Raw genomic sequence first — 19,401 nt, 5'->3', positions numbered from 1 at the left:
GCTAGACCTCCCTCGCGCCGCGCAGGTCCAGCCCGCAAAGCCAGGACGTGCTGGGCAGCGTCGCTTCGTCGAACGCGTTGCGGATGGCCGCGGCCACGACCGGGGCGCACCCTTCGGGGGCCACGCCGAAGACGGAGGGGCCCGAGCCCGACAGGCTGAAGCCCAGGGCCCCGGCGGCCAGCGCCGCGGCCTTGGCCGCGGGGAACCCCGGCACCAGGGGCGCCCGGTAGGGCTCGGCCAGGGGGTCCCGGAGGCAGCGGGCCAGGAGGCCCCGGTCCCCGGTGTGCAGGGCGTGCACGAAGCCCGCGAGGTTGCCGGCGAAGCCCACCGCACCGGCCAGGGACACCTCCCCGGGGAGCGCGGCGCGGCTGGCGGCGGTGGGCAGCTGCCATTCCGGGTGCACCACCACGAAGACCAGGTCCCGGGGCCAGGGCAGCTCGCGGGCCGTGGGGCGCCCGTCCCGGCCGGGCACCACCATGCGCAGCCCGCCCAGGAGGGAGGGCGCCACGTTGTCCAGGTGGCCGGCGCCGCTGTAGGCGCCCTCGGCCCGGCCCGCCAGGGCCAGGAGCTCGGGCCCTTCCAGGGGCGAGCCCGCGGCCTCCTGGAAGGCGGCCAGGGCCGCCACCACGGAGCTGGCGCTGGAGCCCAGCCCGCTGTTGACGGGCAGGCGCTTGTCCAGGGTCACGGCCCAGGGGGTGGAGATCCCGGTGCGCTCCCGGAACAGGCCCAGGGCGCGGGTCACCAGGTTGGGCCGGGAATCCCCGCTGAGCATGCCCGCGAAGGCCCCCTCCAGGACGAACCGGTCGGTCCCGGCCGGCTCCACCGTGACGAAGTCCCCCAGCAGCGTCCCGTCCAGGGGGGCCAGGGCGGCCCCCAGCAGGTCGAAGCCCGCGGCGACGTTGCCGATGCTGGCCGGCGCGAAGAACCTGACCGCCGGGCTCAATGGACCAGCCTCAGCACGTCCGAGAGCACCCCAGCGGCCGTGACCTGGGCGCCGGCCCCGTAGCCGCGCACGACCATGGGATAGGGGCTGTAGCGCTCCGTGAAGAAGGCGAAGGCGTTCTCCCCGCCCTTGACCTGGGCCAGCGGGTGGTAGGCGTCCACCACCCGCAGGCCGACGCTGCAGCCCTCCCGGGTGAAGCCCCCGATGTAGCGCAGGAAGCCGCCCTGGGCCGCGCGCCGGGCGAAGGCCTCGTCCAGGAGGGGCAGGCGCGCCATGAAGGAATCCACGTCGCCCGAGGCGTCGAAGTCCGGGGGCAGCAGGCCCTCGACGGCCACGTCCTCCAGTTCCAGTTCCATGCCGATCTCCCGGGCCAGGATGATGAGCTTGCGGGCCACGTCCATGCCGCTCAGGTCGTCCCTGGGGTCGGGCTCCGTGAAGCCCTGGGCCTTGGCCTGGGCCACCGCCCGGGACAGGGGCACCCCCTCGCCCACCGCGCCCAGGATGTAGGACAGGGAGCCCGAGAGAATGCCCTCGAACCGCTGCACCACGTCCCCGGTCTTCACCAGGTTCTGCAGGGTGTCGACCACGGGGAGCCCGGCGCCCACGTTGGTTTCGTAGAGGAACTGCCGGTGCAGGCGCCGGCAGCGCTCCCGCAGGCCCTTGTGGAAGGCGGTGGAGGAGCTGTTGGCCTTCTTGTTGGCGGCCACCAGGTGGAAGCCCGCCTCCAGGATCTCGGGGTAGCGCGCGGCGAGCTCGGCGGAGCTGGTGCAGTCCACGAAGACGGGCATCGCCGGCCGGTCCAGGCGCACCGAGGCCAGCACCTGGTCCAGGTCGGTGGGGATGGCGCCGGCCTTGAACTCCTCCCTCCACCTGGCGAGATCCTTGATGCCGTTGACCATGGACCGGCTGGTGGCCAGGGTGCGGATCCTGATGTCGAGGCCCTGCTCGCGGAACCTGGGCTCCTGGCCCAGGATCTGTTCCAGCAGGCACCCTCCGACGTTGCCCGCGCCGAACAGCACCAGGTCCAGGGTCCCCGCGGTGCGGAAGAAGCGCCGGTGCACGTGGGGCATGGCCCGGCGCCCGTCCTCCTCGCGCACCACCGCGGAGATGATCCGCTCGGAGGAGCCCTGGGCGATGGCGACGACGTTGCAGTCCACGTCCGCCAGCGCGTCGAAGAAGGTGCCCGCGATGCCCGGCCGCAGGTGCATGCCGTCGCCCACGATGCTGAGGATGGACACGCCCTCCTGGGCCTCCACCGCGTCCACGAGCCCCGCGGCCCGTTCCATCCGGAAGGCCTCGTCCAGGACCGCCACGCCCCGCTCGCCGTCCTCCCGGCGCAGGCAGAGGCAGATGGCCAGCTCGGAGGAGCACTGGCTGATGAACACCACGGACAGGTCGCGCCTGGCCAGGGCGCTGAAGGCCCGGGCCGCCATGCCGGGCACGCCGGCCATGCCCGGGCCCGAGATGTTCAGCATCACCAGGGCCGGCAGGAAGGAGATGCCCCGCACGCCCAGGGGCGGCGCCGCCACCCCGTCCCGGACCAGGGTGCCGGGGTGCTCCGGCTTGAAGGTGCTGGCCACCCGGATGGGGATGGCTCGCGAGCGCACCGGGGCGATGGTCTTGGGGTGCAGGACCTTCGAGCCGAAAAAGGCCAGTTCCATGGCCTCCTCGAAGCTCACCTCGGGCAGGGAGAAGGCCTCCGGCACGATGCGGGGGTCCGCGCTGAACACGCCCTCCACGTCGGTCCAGATCTCGACCAGGTCCGCGTCCAGCGCCGCCGCGGCCAGGGCCGCGGTGTAGTCGGAGCCGCCCCGGCCAAGGGAGAGGATCTTGCCCTGGACGTCGCCCCCGAAGAACCCCGGCAGCACCCAGAGCGCTGCGTCTCCGTCCCGCTCGGGCCGGAAGCGGGCGCGGATCTCGTCGGGAAGGGGCCGGCCCTCCATGGGCTCGCCCTCGAGGACGAGGTACTGGCGGGGGTCCAGATACCGGGGCTCGAGGCCCTTGCCCTTCAGGAGGGCGGTGAGGATGGCGCAGGAGGCGCGCTCGCCCAGGCTGGAGAGGGCCGCCAGCACGGAAGGGGAGCACTCGCCCACCAGGCCCACGCCCTGGAGGATGCGCGCGCACTCGGCGGCCAGGAGTTCCAGTTCCGCCCCGAGGGCGTCCGCGCCGTGGCCCAGGTCCGGTCGGAGGTCGGCCACCACCTGCCGGTGGCGGGCCAGGAAGGCCTCGGGCACGCCGGTCGCGGCGCCGGGGGCCGACACCAGGAGGTCCGTCACGCCGGCCAGGGCCGAGGCCACCAGGCAGACCCGGTCCGTCTCCAGGGCCGCGGTCACCAGGGCGGCCACGTCGCGCATGCGGGCGGCGTCCTTGACGCTGGTGCCGCCGAATTTCATGACTCTGAGGGGAACGGATGGGGGCCGGCTGTGCATGGGGACCTCGGCAAATGCAGAAAGCCCCGCGTCCTGGTGGCGCGGGGCGGAAAGTGGAAGTGATGATCCGACTAAGCCGTCCCCGCGCCGGGATGGGTACCGGTCGTGGTGGTGGTCATAATGGAGGAGCCCGCGTTCAGGGCGCCGCTGCCGGCGTTGCGGCCGGGAGAGGGGCGTGAGCCTTTGAGCGGGGACATCATCTGCCTACGATCCATGAAAAACCCTTCCCGGTCAAGGAGAGGATCACTCCCCCAGCAGGAACCGGAGTCGTTTCGCGGCCTCGCGGGTCGCCGGCAGTTCGATCCCGCCCGCCACCCGGACCTTGGCCCGGCCTCCGAAGAGGGACCGGATATCGAGCACGGCCTGGGGGTTCAGGAGGATCGTGCGCTGGATCCTCACGAAGAGCACCTGGTTGAAGGCCAGCTCCACCTCCTCGAAGGATCGCCAGGGCGTGGCGTGGCGCCTGCCTTCCACCCAGGCGTGCACGGCGCCGTCGATCGCCTCGAAGTGGGTGGTGGAATCCAGGTCCACCAGCAGGGCCCCTTCGGGACCGATCGCAGCGAAGCTGGGCTCGTCCACCAGGGCCTTCACGGCGCCCGGTTCCGGGACCGGTCCGGGGACGGGTTCCGGAACGGTCCCTGGGGAAGGGGCCGGGACGGGTTCCGGCGCGGGGATCGGTTTCGGTTCAGGCGCGGGGATCGGTTCCGGTTCCGGCGCGGGGATCGGTTTCGGTTCCGGCGCCGGAACGGGTTCAGGCGCGGCCAGGGCGGCGGGTTCCGGCTCCAGGTGGGGCCTTTCCTCCACATGCGGCCTGGGCGGCGGTGGCTTGGGCGGCACGGTCAGGTGGGCCTTGTGCTCGGCCGGCGCGTGGGGCCTGGGCGGCGCGGCCAGGTGGGGCCTGGGCTCAGCCGGCACGTGGGGCCTGGGCACCGCGGCCGCGTGGACTTCAGGCGGCGCTTCCTTGGCGGGCCTGCGGGATTCGGTCCCCACGCGCCGTTCGGGCTCCCCGGCCTTGCGGGCGGCCGCGTTCTTCCGGCGCTCGGACTTGGTCAGGGGCCTGGCGGGCTCGGCCGGGGGCACCGGGGCGGGCTCGTCCAGCTTGGCGTCCTGGCGGTGGACGAGGGCCAGGGCCGTGAGGTCCCTGCCTCCCAGGCCGCGTCCCGCGGCGTTCTCCACCTGCAGGAGGAGCGGGGCGGCCATGGGCATGGCCACCCCCAGGTCCCGGGAGGAGCGTATGACCAGTTCCAGGTCCTTGGCGGCCAGGTCCAGGGTCTGGTCCGAAGGTTCGTAGTCCTGGCGCACCATCAGGCCCCCGAAGGCATCCATGGGGGGCGACTTGAGCAGGCCGAGGTTGAGCAGGCGCAGGTAGTCGGCGGGCGCGAAGCCCGCCTTCTCCCCGAAGGCCAGCACCTCGCCCAGCGTCTCGACCATGGCCACGGTGAGGAGATTGGCTCCCAGCTTGAGGGCGTGGGCCACCTCGGCCCGGGTCCCCACCCGGGTGATGCCCCGGCCGAGGGCCTCCAGGGCCACAAGGCAGCGGTTGACCTGGGTCTCCGGTCCCGCGGCCAGCACCCACAGGCGGCGGGAGGCGGCGTCGCTGGGCTTGCCCAGGACGGGCGCGGCCACGTAGCCCTGGCCCGCCTTCGCGTGGGCCTCGGCCAGGCGCCGGGACGTGTCCACGCCGATGGTGCTCATGCAGAGGTGGATGGCGCCGTGGCCCAGCTCTTCGAGAAGCCCGCCGGGACCGTAGGTCAGGGCCTCCTCCGCGGCGTCGTCGGAGACCATCGTCAAGGCCACCTGGGCCTTGGCCACGGCATCGGACACCGTGGGGCTGATGTGCACCCCGGGGGCGGCCATGACGTCGGCCCGTTCGGGAGTGCGATTCCAGAGGGTGACCTCGTGGCCGAGCTCGATGAGGTTCCGGGCCATGGGGGCGCCCATCCGGCCGAGTCCGAGGATGGTGATTCGCATGCAGACCCCCTTTGTGGAACCTTCCCCTACTTCGGGGTCAGCTTGAACTTGGGATGGCATTCCAGGCACTTCACCACCGGCGGCTTGTGCTGGCAGTGGCACTGGGTGCACAGGAAGGGCCCGGGGTGGTCCCCCTTGGGGGTGGCATGGGGGTTCACGGGCAGGGCCTTGGTGTACGCGGCCATGGCGGGCAGGTCCCCGTGGCAGGCCATGCAGGAATCATCGGCCACCGCCGCCTTGGAGGGCTTTTCCTCCTTGTGGCAGTCGAAGCAGGTCACACCCGCCTTGGCATGCCTGGGGGTGGTCTTCTCGTCCGCGGCCCGCGCGGGGAGGCCAAGGAAAAAACAGGCCAGCACGGGAGCCAGGAAACGGCGCAGGGTCATCGAGAGTCCTCCGGGCATCGCACGATCTCTTCCAACAGTGAGCGGCAAGGCGTTAGTCTACTAAACAACGACCCACAGGTCGCCTGGTACTTCCGGGCGGCCCGGCCGGGAAGGCCATTCCTCGTCCATTCACGTTCGGGAGAACTTCATGGGCATGTCCTGTTTCCACGCCGCCCTCGCCCTATGCCTGGCAGCGGGAGCCCCCGCCCTCAGGGCCCAGACCACCCAGGTCCGGGCCAAGGTTTCGACCTCCCTGCCCACCTATGCCCCCACGCGGCAGGTGGCCACCCGCCTGGAGATCCCCGGCACCGACGCCCTGTCGGACCTGGGGGACGAATGGAACCGCCTTTTCAGGCAGTACCACCAGCAGGGCGGCATCACCTACCTGCCCAAGGTCACGAAGGACGCGGTCAAGGACCTGGCCGAAGGCGCCAGGCCGCTCATCATCACCGCCCGGGAACTCACCACCGAGGAGAACAAGACCTTCCAGACCAAGTTCGGGTACATGCCCATGCGCATCCCGGTATGCATGGACGCCCTCATCGTCTTCGTGCACAAGAACAACTCCCTCTCCAGCATCACCATGGAGCAGCTGGACGCCATCTTCTCCAAGGACCGCCTGGGCGGCGCCAAGGAGGCCCTCAAGGAATGGGGCGATCTCCGCGTGCGGGGCGACCTCGGAAAGCGCGAGATCCGCGCCTACGCCCGCGGCGAAGGCACGGCGATCCGCGACGCCTTCCAGGCCGCCGTGCTCCTCAAGGGCGCCTTCCGCGCAGGCCTGATCCAGAAGGACGATTCCGCCTCCCTGGCCGAGGCCGTGGTCACCGACGAGGCCGGCATCGCCTTCGGCTCCCTCTCCTCCTGGTACGCGGGCGTGAAGGTCCTGTCCATCGTCCCCTACAAGGCCACCGACGCGCGGTTCCCGAACCAGGAGAACGTCACCACGAGCCGCTATCCCATGCCGCGCATGTACTACGCCTACGTGAACCGGGCCCCGGGCAAGCCCCTGGATCCGGCCGTGGACGAGTTCCTGCGCTTCATGCTGAGCCAGGAGGGCCAGGGCGCCGTGGCCGACGTGGGGATCCTGCCCGCGCCGCCCGAATTCCTGACCATCGCGCTCAAGCGCCTGGACCGCTGATCCGGCTTCCGCCCGGAGAAATCGGGGGCATACTGCAGGGATCATCCCAGCCAGGAGCCGGTCCATGTTCCCCTTCAGCGGGTCCAGCCGATTCAACGCCAGGGTCCTCCCCGAGGACCCGCGCGACCTGGAGCACCGCCTCCTGACGATCCTCTGCCTCGTGGCGGCCCTGGTGTCGTTCCTGGTGGTCATTCCCATGAACCTGGTGCACCACTTCCCGCTCCGGGTGCACCTGGTCATGGGCGGGTTCGGCGCGGCCTCCTTCGCCCTCTACCTGGCCTGCCGCGGCGGGCGCTATCCCGGCGTGCTCTCCCTGGCCGTCATGCTGGCCACCCTGGACTTCGTCTGGTTCTTCAAGGGGGCCAGCAGCGGGGCCATCCCCCTCTTCTTCGTGCTGCCCACCACGTTCGCCGTGATCTTCTTCCGGGGCCGCAAGCTGGGAATCCTGCTTGGACTCCTGCTCCTGAACGGCGTGCTGATCTTCGCGGCGGACCTGCTCTGGCCGGGCCTCGCGGCGCCCTACCGGTCCCAGGCGCAGCGGATCCAGAACGTCTTCTCCAGCTTCGTCATCTCCAACTGCCTGGCGGCCCTCATGATCTGGGTGGTCATGTCCGGCTACCGCCGGGAGCGGGGCCGCCTCCAGGCCGCCGCGGACGCGCTGGCCAAGTCCGAGGAGCTGCGCCGGGCCCTCCTGGCCAACTCCTGGGACATCCTCTCCATCCTGGACGCCCAGGGGAACCTCACCTACAACTCCCCGGCGGCCCAGCGCATCCATGGCTTCAGCCCCGAGGAGATGGTGGGCCGCAACACCCTGGAATTCATCCACCCCGATGACCGCGAGGCCGTGCAGAAGACGTTCCAGGCGATCCTGGCCGCCCCCGGGGCCCGGGGCGTGGTGCGTTACCGCTACGCCTGCAAGGACGGGCACTGGGTGGACATGGAGGCCGTGGGGGTCAACTACCTGGACGACCCCACCGTGCGGGGCATCGTCACCAATTCCCGGGAGATCACCGAGCGCGTCCAGGCCGAGGCCGAGCTGCGCCGTTCCGAGGAGGAGCGCCGGAAGGTGGAGGCCCAGCTCTGGCAGTCCCAGAAGATGGAAAGCCTGGGCAGCCTCGCGGGCGGCGTGGCCCACGACTTCAACAACATGCTCGGCGGGATCATCGGCTTCGCGGACCTGCTCCTGGCCCGGGAGGAGGACCCGGAGCGCAGGAAGCACCTCCAGGCGATCCTCAAGGCCGCGGAGCATTCCAGCGGCATGACCGCCAAGCTCCTGGCCTTCGGCCGCCGGGGCAAGAACATCCTGGAGTCGGTGGACCTGGACGCCCTGGCGCAGGAGGCCTGCGGGTTCGCGGCGGCCTCCCTGCCGCAGGGGGTGACCGTGGACCTGCGCCCGGGCGCCCCGCCCCGGGTGGACGCGGATCCGTCCCTGGTGAACCAGGTGCTCCTGAACCTCCTGGTGAACGCCGCCGAAGCCATGCGGGGCCCCGGCGCCATCGTCGTGCGCACCTGGGACGAGCGGCTGGAGGGGAGCGCCGCGGCCGCGCTGGGCCTCGCCCCGGGCCGCTATGCCGCCCTGAGCGTCAAGGACGCCGGCGTGGGCATGGACGAACCCACCCGGGCCCGGCTCTTCGAGCCCTTCTTCACCACCAAGGCCGACGGGAACGTCCTGGGCAGCGGCCTGGGGCTCTCCACCGTGTACGGGATCCTCCAGTCCCACCAGGGCGGCGTCCAGGTGGAATCCGCCCCGGGCCGGGGCTCCACCTTCACGGTGCGCTTCCCCGAGGGCGCCCTGCCCGCCCCGGAGGGCTCCGCCCCGCAGGCCCCCCTTCCCCGCGGCAAGGGCACCATCCTTATCGTGGACGACGAGCCGGTGATCATGACCCTCATGGTCGAGGCCCTGCAGCGCCTGGGCTACACGACCCTGTCGGCCTGGGACGGGGAGGAGGGCGCCGACCTCTTCGCGCGGACCCACGCCGACCTCAGCGCCGTGATCCTGGACCTCAAGATGCCCAGGCTGGGCGGCACCGGCTGCTTCCGCCGGATGCAGGCCGTGGACCCCGGCGTGCCCGTGCTCATCTGCACCGGCTACGGCGACAACGAGGAAGTCCAGGACCTCCTGCGCCTGGGGGCGAAGGGCCTGCTGAAAAAACCTTTCCGGGTGGCGGAGCTGGCCGGGTGGATCCGGACGCTGGTACCCGAGGCCTAGGGCCAGACGAATCCGGGCTCCGAACAGACCACGTCCACGAGCCCATGGGCCCGGGCCCAGGCCAGATCCCAGGTCTCCATGTCCCGCACCGGCTCCGGGGTGGCGTCGGCCTTGAAGATGGCCCCCACGTAGCGGTCCCGGCCGCTTCGCTTGGCCGCCGCAAGGCACTGTTCCGCGATCGCCACCCCCTGCTCCCAGGTGCCCAGCTCCGGCCCCAGGGGCAGCAGGGGAAGCGCCGTGAACCCGATGGAGATGCGCTTGCGGATCTGGTCCCCGCCGGGCAGCTGGAAGGTCAGGTCCCGCACGGCCGCCAGGAGGTTCCGGGCCACGGTGGGGGCGCCGGAGCGTCGCGCCCGGCGGGCCACCACCAGGAAGGTCCCCCCGCCCCACCGCACCCGGAAATCGGTCTTGCGGGTGATCCCCTTGAGGGCCTGGCCCAGCTGGCAGAGCACCGCGTCCCCCGCCGCCTGGCCCCAGGTGTCGTTGACCTGTTTGAAGTAATCCAGATCCATCAGGTACAGGAGGATGTCCTCCTTGCCCTCGGCGGGGTCCCGGCCTGCGGCCCGCATTTCCTGGTAGGCGCGCCGGGCCTGCTGGGCGTCCGTGGCAAGGGAATGGTCCAGGAACCGCCGGTTGTGGAGACCCGTGAGGGGATCCACGAGGCTGGCCTCCTGGAGGGCCCGGTTGGTCGCCTCCAGGGCCTTGGCGTTCTCATCGATCTGGCGCTCCAGGTCGTTGTTCCGGTCGAACAGGCGTCGGATCCGCCACTGCAGCCAGAAGACCGAGAGCCCCAGGGCGGCTAGGCCCGCCAGGAGCAGGAACCAGGTGAACCACCACGCAGACAAACCATGGCCTTCGCCCGCGGCGGCCGCCGCGATGGGGGCGAGAGCGTAGGGAAGGAAAGGCAGGTTCAGAAGGGCACCCCCGAAGGAAGGGGACGGTTGGGGTCGAGGCGTTGGGTACCGCCTGACCCCATTAGATGGCATTTGACGGCGAAGGATCCAGCCTTTCTCGCCCCCGCTTGACAGGAGTCCTCCGCCGGGGGGATAGTTGGCCCATCAAATCAAACAATTCAAGCGAAAGCGTACCTGCGCCCAGCGAGGGGGTCCCCATGCTCCTTTCCCGTTCCTTTCTCAACCCCCTGGCCCTGGCCCTGCTCCTGGGCGCGGCGCTGGGTTGCCACATCCAGCCCAAGCTCCAGGTGGAGGCCCGGGACACGGCCATGGAGGTCAAGAAGAAGGTGCCGCTGGTCGGGGCGGTGAGCTATTCGCCGGACGGCCGCCTGGTGGCATCCGGCGGCTCGGACCAGGTGGTGCACGTGTGGGACATGACGGCGATGAAGGAGATCCGCCGGTTCAAAGGCCACACGGGGTTCATCAAGGGCGTGGGCTTCCTGGCCGACGGCCGCACCGTCACCTCCACCAGCAACGACGGCACCCTGAAGTTCTGGGACCTGGCCACCGGCTCCGAGACCCGCAGCGTCCCGAAATTCCTGGACGGCCTCCTCGGCATGTCCGTGGGCGTGCCGGTGACCCCCGACGGGCGGTTCGCCCTGGGCATCACCTCCTCCATGTTCTCCGAGTCCTGGACGCGCAACCTGCACGACCTCCGGTCCGGGACCATCACGCAGCGGTTCCCGGGGAAGTTCGGCGCGCTTTCGCCGGACGCGAAGACCGTCCTGATCCTGGACCGGCAGGTGTCCCTCGTGGACCGGGGCTCGGGCAGGGTCCTCTGGCAGACGGCCCTGGGCGGCCGCAAGTCCCTCTCCTGGGCCCTGGCCGCCTTCTCCCCGGACGGCACCCGCATCGTGGCCATGGACCAGTCCACCGGAGGTCCGATGTCGGCCGTGGACACCACCTTCTTCCTCCTGGACGCCAGGACCGGCCAGCAGCTTAAGGCCTTCGGCCACCACCAGATGCCCGGCGGCCTCATCTCCATGAACAAGATCCTCGCCCAGATCAGCGCGCTGGCCGTTTCGCCCGACGGCAGGTTCCTGCTCAGCGGAGACCTGAAGGCCAGCTACAAGCTCTGGGACATCGAGGCCGACCGCATGGTGTGCCAGATGAAGGCCGCCGACGAGCTCACCGGCAACATGCTCAACAACGTCCCCTCCATGGCCTTCGCGCCTGACGGCCGGACCCTCGTGGCCTCCACCCTGGGCGCGGCCCGGTACTTCGACGCGGCCACCGGGGCGGAGCTGGCCTCCATGATCGCCTTCGAGGACGGGGAGTGGCTCTTCATGACGCCCAGCGGCTACTACAACGCTTCCGAGAAGGGCGACCAGAACCTCGGCGTGGCGGTGAAGGGGCAGCCCTATACCATCGCCCAGCTGCGGGAGTCCTTCTTCCGCCCCGACCTGGTCAAGCTCGCCCTCTCGGGAGGCTCGCTCGCGGGGTACCGCAAGGTGGCCGACGTGCGCCCCCCGCCCGTGGTGTCCATCGTCGACACCCCTTCCGCGGTGGCGGCGGGGGAGGCCACGGTGACCCTGCGCATCGCCGACTCCGGCGGCGGCATCGGGGACGTGCGGCTCTACCTGAACGGGTCCGCCGTCGTGCTCGACCGCGGCCGGGGGCTGGCCGTGGTGGGGACCGGGGACACGGTGCGGAAGTATCCCGTGAGGCTCACCGCCGGGCTCAACACCATCCGCGCCATCGCCTTCAACGACGACAACTCCATGCAGAGCGCCGACGCCGTGCAGACCGTCACCGCGTCCTTCCTGCCCGCCGCCAGGCCCTCCCTGCACGCCCTGGTGATCGGCATCAACGAATACAGGAACCCCAAGCTCAAGCTCGATTTCGCGGTGGCCGACGCGGACCTGTTCGCCGAGACCCTCGCCGCCACCGCGGGCCCCCTGTTCGGGGAGGTCCATGTCAAGCGGCTCACCACGCCCGGCGATACCACCCGCGAGAGCATCATCCGCGAGCTCCGGGCCATGCAGAACCTGAACCCGGACGACCTTTTCGTCTTCTACGTGGCCAGCCACGGCACCGTGGACGACGGCGAGTACTTCCTCATCACCTCGGAGGTGGGCTCCACGTCCACCGCGAAGCTGAAGACCGACGCCCTCAGCCAGAACCTGGTCAAGGAGCTCATCGCCAACATCCCCGCCACGAAGAAGCTGGTCGTCATCGACACCTGCGGCGCCGGCAAGCTGGGCGACGCCATCCAGGTGGCCATGATGACCCGGGGCATGAGCGAGGACACCGCGATCAAGGTGCTGAGCCGCGCCGTGGGTTCGACGGTCCTGGCCGCCTCCACCTCGGTCCAGGAGGCCCTGGAAGGCTACCAGGGCCACGGCCTGTTCACCCACGTCCTCACCGAGGGCATGAAGGGAAGGGCCGACAGCGACGGGGACGGCTTCGTCAAGACCACCGAGCTGGCCAACTACGTGGACGACGAGGTGCCCCGGCTCGCCGAGAAGATCTTCAAGCGCGCCCAGTTCCCCACGGTTTCCCCCAGCGGCATGGGGTTCCCCATCGGCAAAGTGCGGTAGGATCGAAAAATCCCGAGGTAGCTCGCCATGAGACTTCTCCCCGCCGCCCTGGCCCTGATGATGATTCCCGCCGCCCACGCCGCGCCCCGCCGCACCTGGGACTTCGGAAACCTCAGCTACGTGAGGCGGACCCCGGCCGAGAAGGGGGCCCAGGCCAACACCCATCCCCTGGCGGTCGAACCCGCGGTGCTCGCCCAGGCCCTGGCCTCCGTGCGCTTCGCCAACGGCCCCAAGGACGCCCCCCTGTTCACCCCCGCCGAGGCCGACGCCATGTCCAAGGCCATGGCGGAAGCCTTCGCCGCCGCCGGCCCCGGGGAGGACCTGGTGGTCCTGAGCACCTTCAAGCGCGAGAGCGGCTTCTTCGCCGAGTCCCTCGGGGTGACGGCGCGGGTCTTCGCCACCGGCGGCCGACTCAACCTCATCGTCCACGACACGCGCCTGGACTTCGTCTACGCCTACAACCTGGACAACAAGCTGCCCCCCTTCGACTACGGTTACCGGGACAAGGCGGGCGCCGCCGTCCTGAAGGCCCCCGGGGCCGAGGCGCGCAGGGCGGACTGGCTCGTGCTTCCCCTGGCCGCCCCGGCGGAAAAGCCGGTTCCCGTGGCCGCGACCCCCGCGGCCGCCCCCGCTCCGGCCCCCAGGGCCGCCGAGCCCGTGGCCAAGGCGCCCGCCGCGGTCCCCGCCAGCATCGAGGAGCGCCTGCGCGGCCTGAAGCGCTTCCGGGAGCAGGACCTGATCACGGAAGCCGAATACGCGAAGCAGAAGCAGGAGCTCCTGAAGGAATACGCCAAGGGGACCGAGGGCAAGGCGGACTAGAGGATCCTCGGCCTCGTGAGGACCTGGTTCAACGCGATGTTGATGTCGTATTCAGACTGGAGAGGGGGCGAATGAAGGGCATTTCACGGGGCCTCGGTAATGACGTGTATAGATCTTGCGAGCGATACCCATAAGTCATCAATTTTATTAGGCTTACTTTGAACCCTCCGCCCCCCGGGTCCCCTGCAGGAAGATCCTCGGATCCACCCGCGCGTTGTTCAGGCTCAGCGACCAGTGCAGGTGCGGCCCCGTGGCCCGCCCCGTCATGCCCACCCGCCCCAGCGGCTCCCCGGCCTTGAGCACCTGCCCGTCCTTCACCAGCACCTTCGACAGGTGCGCGAACAGGCTCACCACGCCCTCCCCGTGGGCGAGGAACACGGCGTTGCCGCTGAAGAAGAAGTCCCCCGTGAGCACCACCACGCCCGCCGCCGGGGCCCGCACCACCTGGCCCGCGCCGGCCTTGATGTCCAGGCCCGAGTGGGGCGACCTCGGCTCGCCGTTGAAGACCCGGCGCATGCCGAAGGAGGCCGTGAGGGCGCCGGAGGTGGGGTGGAGGAACTTCAGGGTGGGCTCGAAGCCCTCGGGCCAGACCACCCACGCCGGCTTCGTCAGGGCGCCCTCCTGGGCGATGCGGGCCTCGTCCTCGGGCGAGGGGTTCACCTGGCGCCTGTTCTTGAGGGTGACGTGCTGCTCGGGGTAGTGCTTGGCCCGGATGGTGAAGGGCACGGCGGCGCCTCCGGCGTCCAGGCTGTCGGGGCCGGGCTTTGCGGAGAGCGGGATGCCCACCACCGCCTCCCACCCCCGGGCGCCCTTGCGCACCAGCACGCGCTCCCCGTGGTAGGCGGCGCGGGGCCCCGGCACCGGAACCACCGCCACGCCCCCGGGCACGGGCGACGCCTTGAAGGGCAGCGCGGCGAGAAGGGCGGGGAGGAGCAGGGCCGGGAACATCCCAGAACCGTAGCATAGGTTAGTCTGTACCCAGAATGATCCGTCCTCCGCGCACACCCTGGTTCACGCTGGGCCTCTGCGGCCTCCTCGCCCTGGGCGTGGCCGCGGCCCGGCACATCGCGCGGCCCCGCTACGCGCCGCCCACCCGGGTGGAGGACGCCGTCCTGCGCATCGCCATCAACCTCACCCCCAACACCCTCGACTGGAACCTCAGCAGCGACTTCAGCCCGCCCAACTACACCGTCGCCCGGGCCACCATGCGCGGGCTCTACACCTGGACCGCCACCCAGGACCTGGTGCTGGACGTGGCCGGCGCCTGCGCCGTGGACGACCCGTCGCACCCTGTGGAGTACACCTTCCGCCTGCGGGACGACGTCTTCTGGTCCGACGGCGCCCCCCTTTGCGCCGCGGACTTCGTCCTGGGCTGGCGCCGGGCCCTGGACGGCAAGGAGAGCAAGTACTTCAGCGACATCGTGGGCGTGCGGGACTACCTGGCCCTCCCGCCGGGGCCGGGGCGCGCCGCGGCCCTGGCCCGCGTGGGCTTCCGGGCCCTGGACGCCCGCACCTTCCAGGTGCGCCTCGCGGCGCCCAGGAGCTATTTCCCCGGGTACCTGGCCGGCGTCTACGCCTTCTACCCCGCCCCCTCCCACCGGCTGCGGGGCCTGTCCGAGGACCAGATCCGCGCCTACTACCGGCGCACCGGAGGCGGCGACCCGCTGGCCCTGGGGCCCTACCGCATCCGGGAATGGAACCGCCTGGACGAGAGCATCGACCTGGTGGCCAACCCCCACTACCCCGCCCTGCCCGGGCGGGTGCCCCGGGTGGTCCTGTTCCCCTCGGACCTGGCCACCATGCTCTACGACCAGGGCCGCGTGGACTTCAACTTCCTGGACGACGGCCCCTCCACCTTCCGCCACCCCGCGGACCGCCGCCAGGCCGCGCTCTGGAGCACCTTCTGGATGGGCCTGAGCACCCGGCTCCTGCCGCTGGACGTGCGCCGGGCCATCGCCATGGCCCTGGACCGGCGGGCCCTGGGCGAGCACGTGCTGCCCCGCTTCCGCGCGGCCTCCCAGCTCCTGCCGGAGGGCTTTCCCGGGCGCCTGGGGGACGGGGACCCCCGTCTCAGGGCCCTGCCCCCCTTCGACCGCGCCGAGGCCCGGCGCCTCGTGGAGCGCGCCGGCTGGACGGGCCGCGAGCTCACCCTGGTCTACCACGAGAACGGCACCTTCCTGCCCGAGGCGGCCCTGGCCGAGGGCGTGCGCGTCCAGCTCGCGGAGGTGGGCCTGCGGGTGCGGCTCCTGGGAACCCGGACCATGACCGAGGAGATGCTCACCCAGGACCGCCGCGCCCGGCACGAGCTGCACTTCCGGCGCACCGGCGCCGACTTCCCCCACCCCCAGGAGTTCCTCCTGCCCTTCACCTACAGCGGCGACCCCGCCCAGGACAACGGCAGCTACACCGGCTTCGAGGCCGGAGGCGCGGGCCCGGCCTACCGGCGCTTCGAGCGCGAGGCCCAGGCCACCGCGGAAGTGGCACCCGCGGCCATGGCGGACCGCGCCTGGGAGGCCCAGCGGATCCTCCTGGCCGAGGAGGTGGTCGTGGTGCCCCTCTTCTACCCGGACCGCTACTTCCGCACCCGGCCCTGGCTGCGGGAGCTGACCATCGACCCCTTCAACTTCATCGACTTCACCCGGCTCACCTGCAGCCTGCCGGTGAAGCCGTGAGGCTCCGGTTCCTGCGGGACCTGGCGATCATCCCCATCGTCGCGTTCCTGGTGCAGGCCCTGGTGGTGCGCCTTCCCGTGCCCGTCAACGAGGACGCCAAGCGCCCCCAGGTGGTCTCCCTCCAGGCGCAGATGGAGCGCGACCTGGGCAAGGGGCAGGCCCTGGGGTTCCTGCGGCCCTGGGTCAAGCTCGCGAAGGGGGAGCCCCTGGGCAACGACCAGCAGGGCTTCGACATCGGCGACCTGGCCGCGGCGCTGGGCAGCAGCCTGCGCATCGGGCTCATGGGGCTGGTCCTCTCCCTGGGCTGGGCCTACCTGTACGCGTGGTTCCGGGTGCGCACCCGCAACCGCCTCGACCGGCGCACCCTGGAGGTCCTGCCCGACCTCATCTACGCCACCCCGCCCTTCTTCTTCGCGCTGGCGCTGGCCATCCCCCTGGGCACGCACCTGGCCGGCTCGCGCCTGCCCTTCGAGGCCGCCGCCGCCCTCGCCACGGCGCTGCCGGCGGCGGCCTTCTTCGGGCAGGTGCTCTATGGCGCCCTGGCCCGGGAGATGGGGCGGCCCTACGTCCTCACCGCACGCGCCAAGGGCCTCTCCGACGACCGCGTCATCTGGCGCCACGCCATGCCCAACGCCACCCTGGTCCTCCTGGACGGCGCCGTGCCCAAGGTGACCCTGCTCCTCACCGGCAGCTTCATCGCCGAGCGGGTCTTCAACATCCACGGCTTCGGCTACCTCTACGTCTACGCCGCCGAGCAGCGCCAGGCGGCCCTGGTGGTGGTGGGCACCACGGTGTTCGCGGCCCTCCTGGTGCTGGTGTCCATGGCCGCCCAATGCGTGCGCTCCTGGCTGGAGCCCGCGCCATGACACCGCGTGCCAAGGGCCTCGCGGGCCTCTCCCTCCTCCTGCTCCTGCTGGCGCTGTCGGTCCTGCCGCGCTGGATCCACGCCTGCCCCTTCGGCATGGACCTGGAGTTCCCCACGCAGACCGTCTGCGAGCGCGCCCTGGGCGGCCTGGGACGGTCCATGGCCCTGGCCGCGGGCGTCGCGGGCCTCACCACCGCCCTTGGCATCCTGCTGGCGCTGGCCGCCGCCCAGGCCAAGGGCGCCGTGGACTTCTCCATCACCAAGGTCTCGGAATTCTTCTTCGCCCTGCCCGACATCCTGGTGCTCATCACCATGGCCTTCCTCCTGAAGACCGCCCGGGACCTGGGCTTCCTGGACCTGGACCCCACCCTGGCCGTGGGCGCCTCCCTGTCGGTGATCGGCTGGGCCGTGCCCGCCCTGATGTTCCGGGCCCGGCTCAAGGCCCTGGGCGAGGCTGAGTTCGTGTCCGCCAGCCGCGCCCTGGGCGCCGGCGAGGCCTGGATCCTGGCGCGCCACCTGCTGCCCCAGATGAAGGGCTTCATGCTGGCGGTCTTCCTGCTGCGGGTGCCGGCGGTGATCTTCATGGAATCCACCATCAGCTTCCTGGGCTTCGGCCTGCCCCCCACCACGCCCAGCCTGGGCACCTACGTGGGCGGCAACTACCGGAACCTCATCCTGGGCGAGTGGCGCATCGTCCTGCCCGTGTGGGCCCTGCTCCTGCTCATCTCCATCGGGTTCTCCCTGGTGGGCAAGGCCCTGCTGGCCGGGGAGGACGCGTGAGCGCGCACCTGGAGGCCCGGAACCTGGGCATCGCGCTGCGGGGCGGGAACCTGCTGGTGGAGCGCCTCTCCTTCGACCTGGCCGCGGGGCGCACCCTGGGCCTGGTGGGCGAGAGCGGCTCGGGCAAGAGCCTCACGGCCCAGGCACTGCTGGGCCTGCTGCCCGAGGAGCGCTTCGAGGTGACCGGGAGCCTGCGGATCCTGGGGGAGGAACCCGGGGACTGGAAGCGCCTGCGCGGCAAGGTCATCGCCATGGTCTTCCAGGAGCCGCGCCTGGCCCTGAACCCGCGCATGGAGGTGGGCCGCCAGATCGCCGAGGTCCTCGAGCTCCACCAGGGCCTCTCCCGGGCCGGGGCCGGCCGCGAGGCGGCGCGCTGGCTGGACCGGGTCGGCATCGCCCCCGCCCGCGCCCGGGATGTCCCCGCGACCTTCTCCGGCGGCATGCTCCAGCGCATCTGCATCGCCATGGCCCTGGCCGCGGGCCCCCGGATCCTCGTGGCCGACGAGCCCACCACGGCCCTGGACACCACCGTCCAGGCCCAGGTGCTGGACCTGGTGGGCGACCTGCAGCGGGAATTGGGCCTGGCGGTGCTCCTCATCACCCACGACCTGCCCCTGGCCGCCCAGCGCTGCGACGACCTTCTGGTGCTTTACGCCGGCCGCCCCATGGAGAGCGGCCCCACCGAGCGCGTCCTGCGCCGCCCCCTGCACCGCTACACCGAGGCACTCCTCGCCTGCGCCCGGTTCCCGGCCGAAGCCGGCACGCCCCTGGCCGCCATCCCCGGGCAGGTCCCCCTGGTCACGCCGCAGTCGATCCCCCCCTGCGTCTTCGCCGACCGCTGCCGCGCCGCGCGGGAGGACTGCCTGAACCGCTCCTACACCTGGTACCCCGAAGGCCACGCCTGCTTCCACCCCTGCGGGGAGGACCCATGATCCTCCTGGAAGCCCGGGCCGTCCGCAAGGCCTACCAGGGCCGCCCGGTCCTGGCCGGCGTCGCCCTGGCCCTGGAGGAGGGCCGCACCCTGGGCCTGGTGGGTGAGAGCGGCTCGGGCAAGACCACCTTCGGCCGCATCCTCATGGGCTTGGAGCGCCCCGACGCGGGCGAGGTCCTCTACCGCGGCGAGCCCATGCCCCCGCAGCGATCCCCGGCCTGGCGCGCCCTGCGCCGGAAGATCCAGGCCGTCCACCAGGACCCCTCCGCCGTGCTCAACCCCTGGTGGACCATCCAGGAGGTCCTGGAGGAGCCCTTCCGCGTCCACGGCATGCCCCGCGCCGAGCGCCGCGCCAGGATCCCCGCCCTCCTGGACCAGGTGGGCCTCCCCGCCGCCGTGGCCCCGCGCCTTCCCGCGGAGCTGAGCGGCGGCCAGAAGCAGCGGGTGGTCATCGCCCGGGCCCTTTCCCTGGAACCCGACCTCCTCTTCGCCGACGAGCCGGTGTCGGCCCTGGACACCTCGGTGCAGGCCCAGATCCTCAACCTGCTTCTGGAGATCCGGCGGGAGCGCCGCATGGCCATGGTGATCGTCTCCCACAACATCGACGTGGTCCGCCACATGGCCGAGCGCACCCTGGTGCTGCGGGACGGCCTGATCGTCGAGGAGGGCCCGTCCCAGGTCCTGTTCGAACACCCCGAGCATTCCTTCACGAGGGCTCTTGTGGCGGCGCTGCCGAGGCTGGAGTAGGGGTCCCCGGGCTCCAGCCCC

General features: G+C 71.4%; 15 protein-coding genes. 9 read left to right on the top strand and 6 right to left on the bottom strand.

Annotation, left to right across the window (positions count from 1 at the left end):
• Nucleotide 1: 1 nt before the first annotated feature.
• From RAH40_RS19170 to RAH40_RS19155, 4 genes are all read right to left on the bottom strand, one after another.
• Nucleotides 2-943, bottom strand: coding sequence for a homoserine kinase (locus RAH40_RS19170; protein WP_306599215.1), 942 nt, complete (start codon nucleotides 941-943; stop codon nucleotides 2-4).
• Nucleotides 940-3,336 carry a bifunctional aspartate kinase/homoserine dehydrogenase I gene (gene thrA / locus RAH40_RS19165; protein WP_306599214.1) on the bottom strand — a complete coding sequence of 799 codons (2,397 nt, stop codon included), beginning with the start codon at nucleotides 3,334-3,336 and terminating at the stop codon, nucleotides 940-942. The genes RAH40_RS19170 and thrA overlap by 4 nt, the downstream gene beginning before the upstream one ends.
• 279 nt (nucleotides 3,337-3,615) lie before the next feature.
• Nucleotides 3,616-5,343, bottom strand: coding sequence for an NAD(P)-binding domain-containing protein (locus tag RAH40_RS19160; RefSeq protein WP_306599213.1), 1,728 nt, complete (start codon nucleotides 5,341-5,343; stop codon nucleotides 3,616-3,618).
• 26 nt (nucleotides 5,344-5,369) lie between these two features.
• A complete protein-coding gene (locus RAH40_RS19155; RefSeq protein WP_306599211.1) occupies nucleotides 5,370-5,726 on the bottom strand; it encodes a cytochrome c3 family protein in 357 nt (118 codons plus the stop codon).
• Nucleotides 5,727-5,874: 148 nt separating this feature from the next.
• On the opposite strand from RAH40_RS19155, the gene RAH40_RS19150 reads away from it, so the two are divergent.
• Nucleotides 5,875-6,864: a PstS family phosphate ABC transporter substrate-binding protein gene (locus tag RAH40_RS19150; RefSeq protein WP_306599210.1), complete on the top strand. Its 990-nt coding sequence runs from the start codon at nucleotides 5,875-5,877 to the stop codon at nucleotides 6,862-6,864.
• 64 nt (nucleotides 6,865-6,928) lie between these two features.
• Nucleotides 6,929-9,073, top strand: coding sequence for a PAS domain-containing hybrid sensor histidine kinase/response regulator (locus RAH40_RS19145; RefSeq protein ID WP_306599209.1), 2,145 nt, complete (start codon nucleotides 6,929-6,931; stop codon nucleotides 9,071-9,073).
• Here the strand turns inward: RAH40_RS19145 and RAH40_RS19140 are convergent.
• Nucleotides 9,070-9,918: a GGDEF domain-containing protein gene (locus tag RAH40_RS19140; RefSeq protein WP_306599208.1), complete on the bottom strand. Its 849-nt coding sequence runs from the start codon at nucleotides 9,916-9,918 to the stop codon at nucleotides 9,070-9,072. The two genes, RAH40_RS19145 and RAH40_RS19140, sit on opposite strands and share 4 nt — an antisense overlap.
• Before the next feature lie 266 nt (nucleotides 9,919-10,184).
• Between RAH40_RS19140 and RAH40_RS19135 the strand changes: the two genes are divergently transcribed.
• Together RAH40_RS19135 and RAH40_RS19130 are read left to right on the top strand one after the other, a co-directional pair.
• Entirely contained in the window at nucleotides 10,185-12,566 is a 2,382-nt protein-coding gene (locus RAH40_RS19135; protein ID WP_306599207.1) for a caspase family protein, read from the top strand.
• 27 nt (nucleotides 12,567-12,593) lie between these two features.
• Entirely contained in the window at nucleotides 12,594-13,385 is a 792-nt protein-coding gene (locus RAH40_RS19130) for an SHOCT domain-containing protein (RefSeq protein ID WP_306599206.1), read from the top strand.
• A 153-nt stretch (nucleotides 13,386-13,538) separates the two neighbouring features.
• Here RAH40_RS19130 and RAH40_RS19125 read toward each other — a convergent pair whose 3' ends face one another.
• Nucleotides 13,539-14,333: a M23 family metallopeptidase gene (locus tag RAH40_RS19125; protein WP_306599205.1), complete on the bottom strand. Its 795-nt coding sequence runs from the start codon at nucleotides 14,331-14,333 to the stop codon at nucleotides 13,539-13,541.
• A 35-nt stretch (nucleotides 14,334-14,368) separates the two neighbouring features.
• Between RAH40_RS19125 and RAH40_RS19120 the strand changes: the two genes are divergently transcribed.
• Genes RAH40_RS19120 through RAH40_RS19100 form a run of 5 tightly spaced genes read left to right on the top strand, consistent with a single transcriptional unit; the run spans nucleotide 14,369 to nucleotide 19,380 of the window.
• On the top strand, nucleotides 14,369-16,057 hold the full coding sequence (locus RAH40_RS19120) for an ABC transporter substrate-binding protein (protein ID WP_306599204.1): 1,689 nt from the start codon (nucleotides 14,369-14,371) through the stop codon (nucleotides 16,055-16,057).
• Entirely contained in the window at nucleotides 16,054-16,923 is an 870-nt protein-coding gene (locus RAH40_RS19115) for an ABC transporter permease subunit (RefSeq protein WP_306599203.1), read from the top strand. Before RAH40_RS19120 ends, RAH40_RS19115 begins: the two co-directional genes overlap by 4 nt.
• Nucleotides 16,920-17,702 (top strand): ABC transporter permease subunit, encoded by a 783-nt coding sequence (locus RAH40_RS19110; protein ID WP_306599202.1) that lies wholly within the window; start codon nucleotides 16,920-16,922, stop codon nucleotides 17,700-17,702. Before RAH40_RS19115 ends, RAH40_RS19110 begins: the two co-directional genes overlap by 4 nt.
• A complete protein-coding gene (locus tag RAH40_RS19105) occupies nucleotides 17,699-18,634 on the top strand; it encodes an ABC transporter ATP-binding protein (protein WP_306599201.1) in 936 nt (311 codons plus the stop codon). The genes RAH40_RS19110 and RAH40_RS19105 overlap by 4 nt, the downstream gene beginning before the upstream one ends.
• Entirely contained in the window at nucleotides 18,631-19,380 is a 750-nt protein-coding gene (locus RAH40_RS19100) for an ABC transporter ATP-binding protein (RefSeq protein ID WP_306599200.1), read from the top strand. The genes RAH40_RS19105 and RAH40_RS19100 overlap by 4 nt, the downstream gene beginning before the upstream one ends.
• Nucleotides 19,381-19,401: the final 21 nt, after the last annotated feature.

The organism is Geothrix sp. 21YS21S-2 (assembly GCF_030846775.1).
GTDB lineage: Bacteria > Acidobacteriota > Holophagae > Holophagales > Holophagaceae > Mesoterricola.
The sequence above is the reverse complement of the archived record's forward strand: the minus strand, read 5'-3'. Positions and strand labels throughout refer to the sequence as shown.

Bases quoted from the DNA above. Each gene is read 5' to 3' on its own strand.
- thrA (WP_306599214.1), bottom strand. From the start codon at position 3,336: ATGAAATTCGGCGGCACCAGCGTCAAGGACGCCGCCCGCATGCGCGAC.
- RAH40_RS19160 (WP_306599213.1), bottom strand. From the start codon at position 5,343: ATGCGAATCACCATCCTCGGACTCGGCCGGATGGGCGCCCCCATGGCC.
- RAH40_RS19155 (WP_306599211.1), bottom strand. From the start codon at position 5,726: ATGACCCTGCGCCGTTTCCTGGCTCCCGTGCTGGCCTGTTTTTTCCTT.
- RAH40_RS19150 (WP_306599210.1), top strand. From the start codon at position 5,875: ATGGGCATGTCCTGTTTCCACGCCGCCCTCGCCCTATGCCTGGCAGCG.
- RAH40_RS19145 (WP_306599209.1), top strand. From the start codon at position 6,929: ATGTTCCCCTTCAGCGGGTCCAGCCGATTCAACGCCAGGGTCCTCCCC.
- RAH40_RS19135 (WP_306599207.1), top strand. From the start codon at position 10,185: ATGCTCCTTTCCCGTTCCTTTCTCAACCCCCTGGCCCTGGCCCTGCTC.
- RAH40_RS19130 (WP_306599206.1), top strand. From the start codon at position 12,594: ATGAGACTTCTCCCCGCCGCCCTGGCCCTGATGATGATTCCCGCCGCC.
- RAH40_RS19125 (WP_306599205.1), bottom strand. From the start codon at position 14,333: ATGTTCCCGGCCCTGCTCCTCCCCGCCCTTCTCGCCGCGCTGCCCTTC.
- RAH40_RS19120 (WP_306599204.1), top strand. From the start codon at position 14,369: ATGATCCGTCCTCCGCGCACACCCTGGTTCACGCTGGGCCTCTGCGGC.
- RAH40_RS19110 (WP_306599202.1), top strand. From the start codon at position 16,920: ATGACACCGCGTGCCAAGGGCCTCGCGGGCCTCTCCCTCCTCCTGCTC.
- RAH40_RS19100 (WP_306599200.1), top strand. From the start codon at position 18,631: ATGATCCTCCTGGAAGCCCGGGCCGTCCGCAAGGCCTACCAGGGCCGC.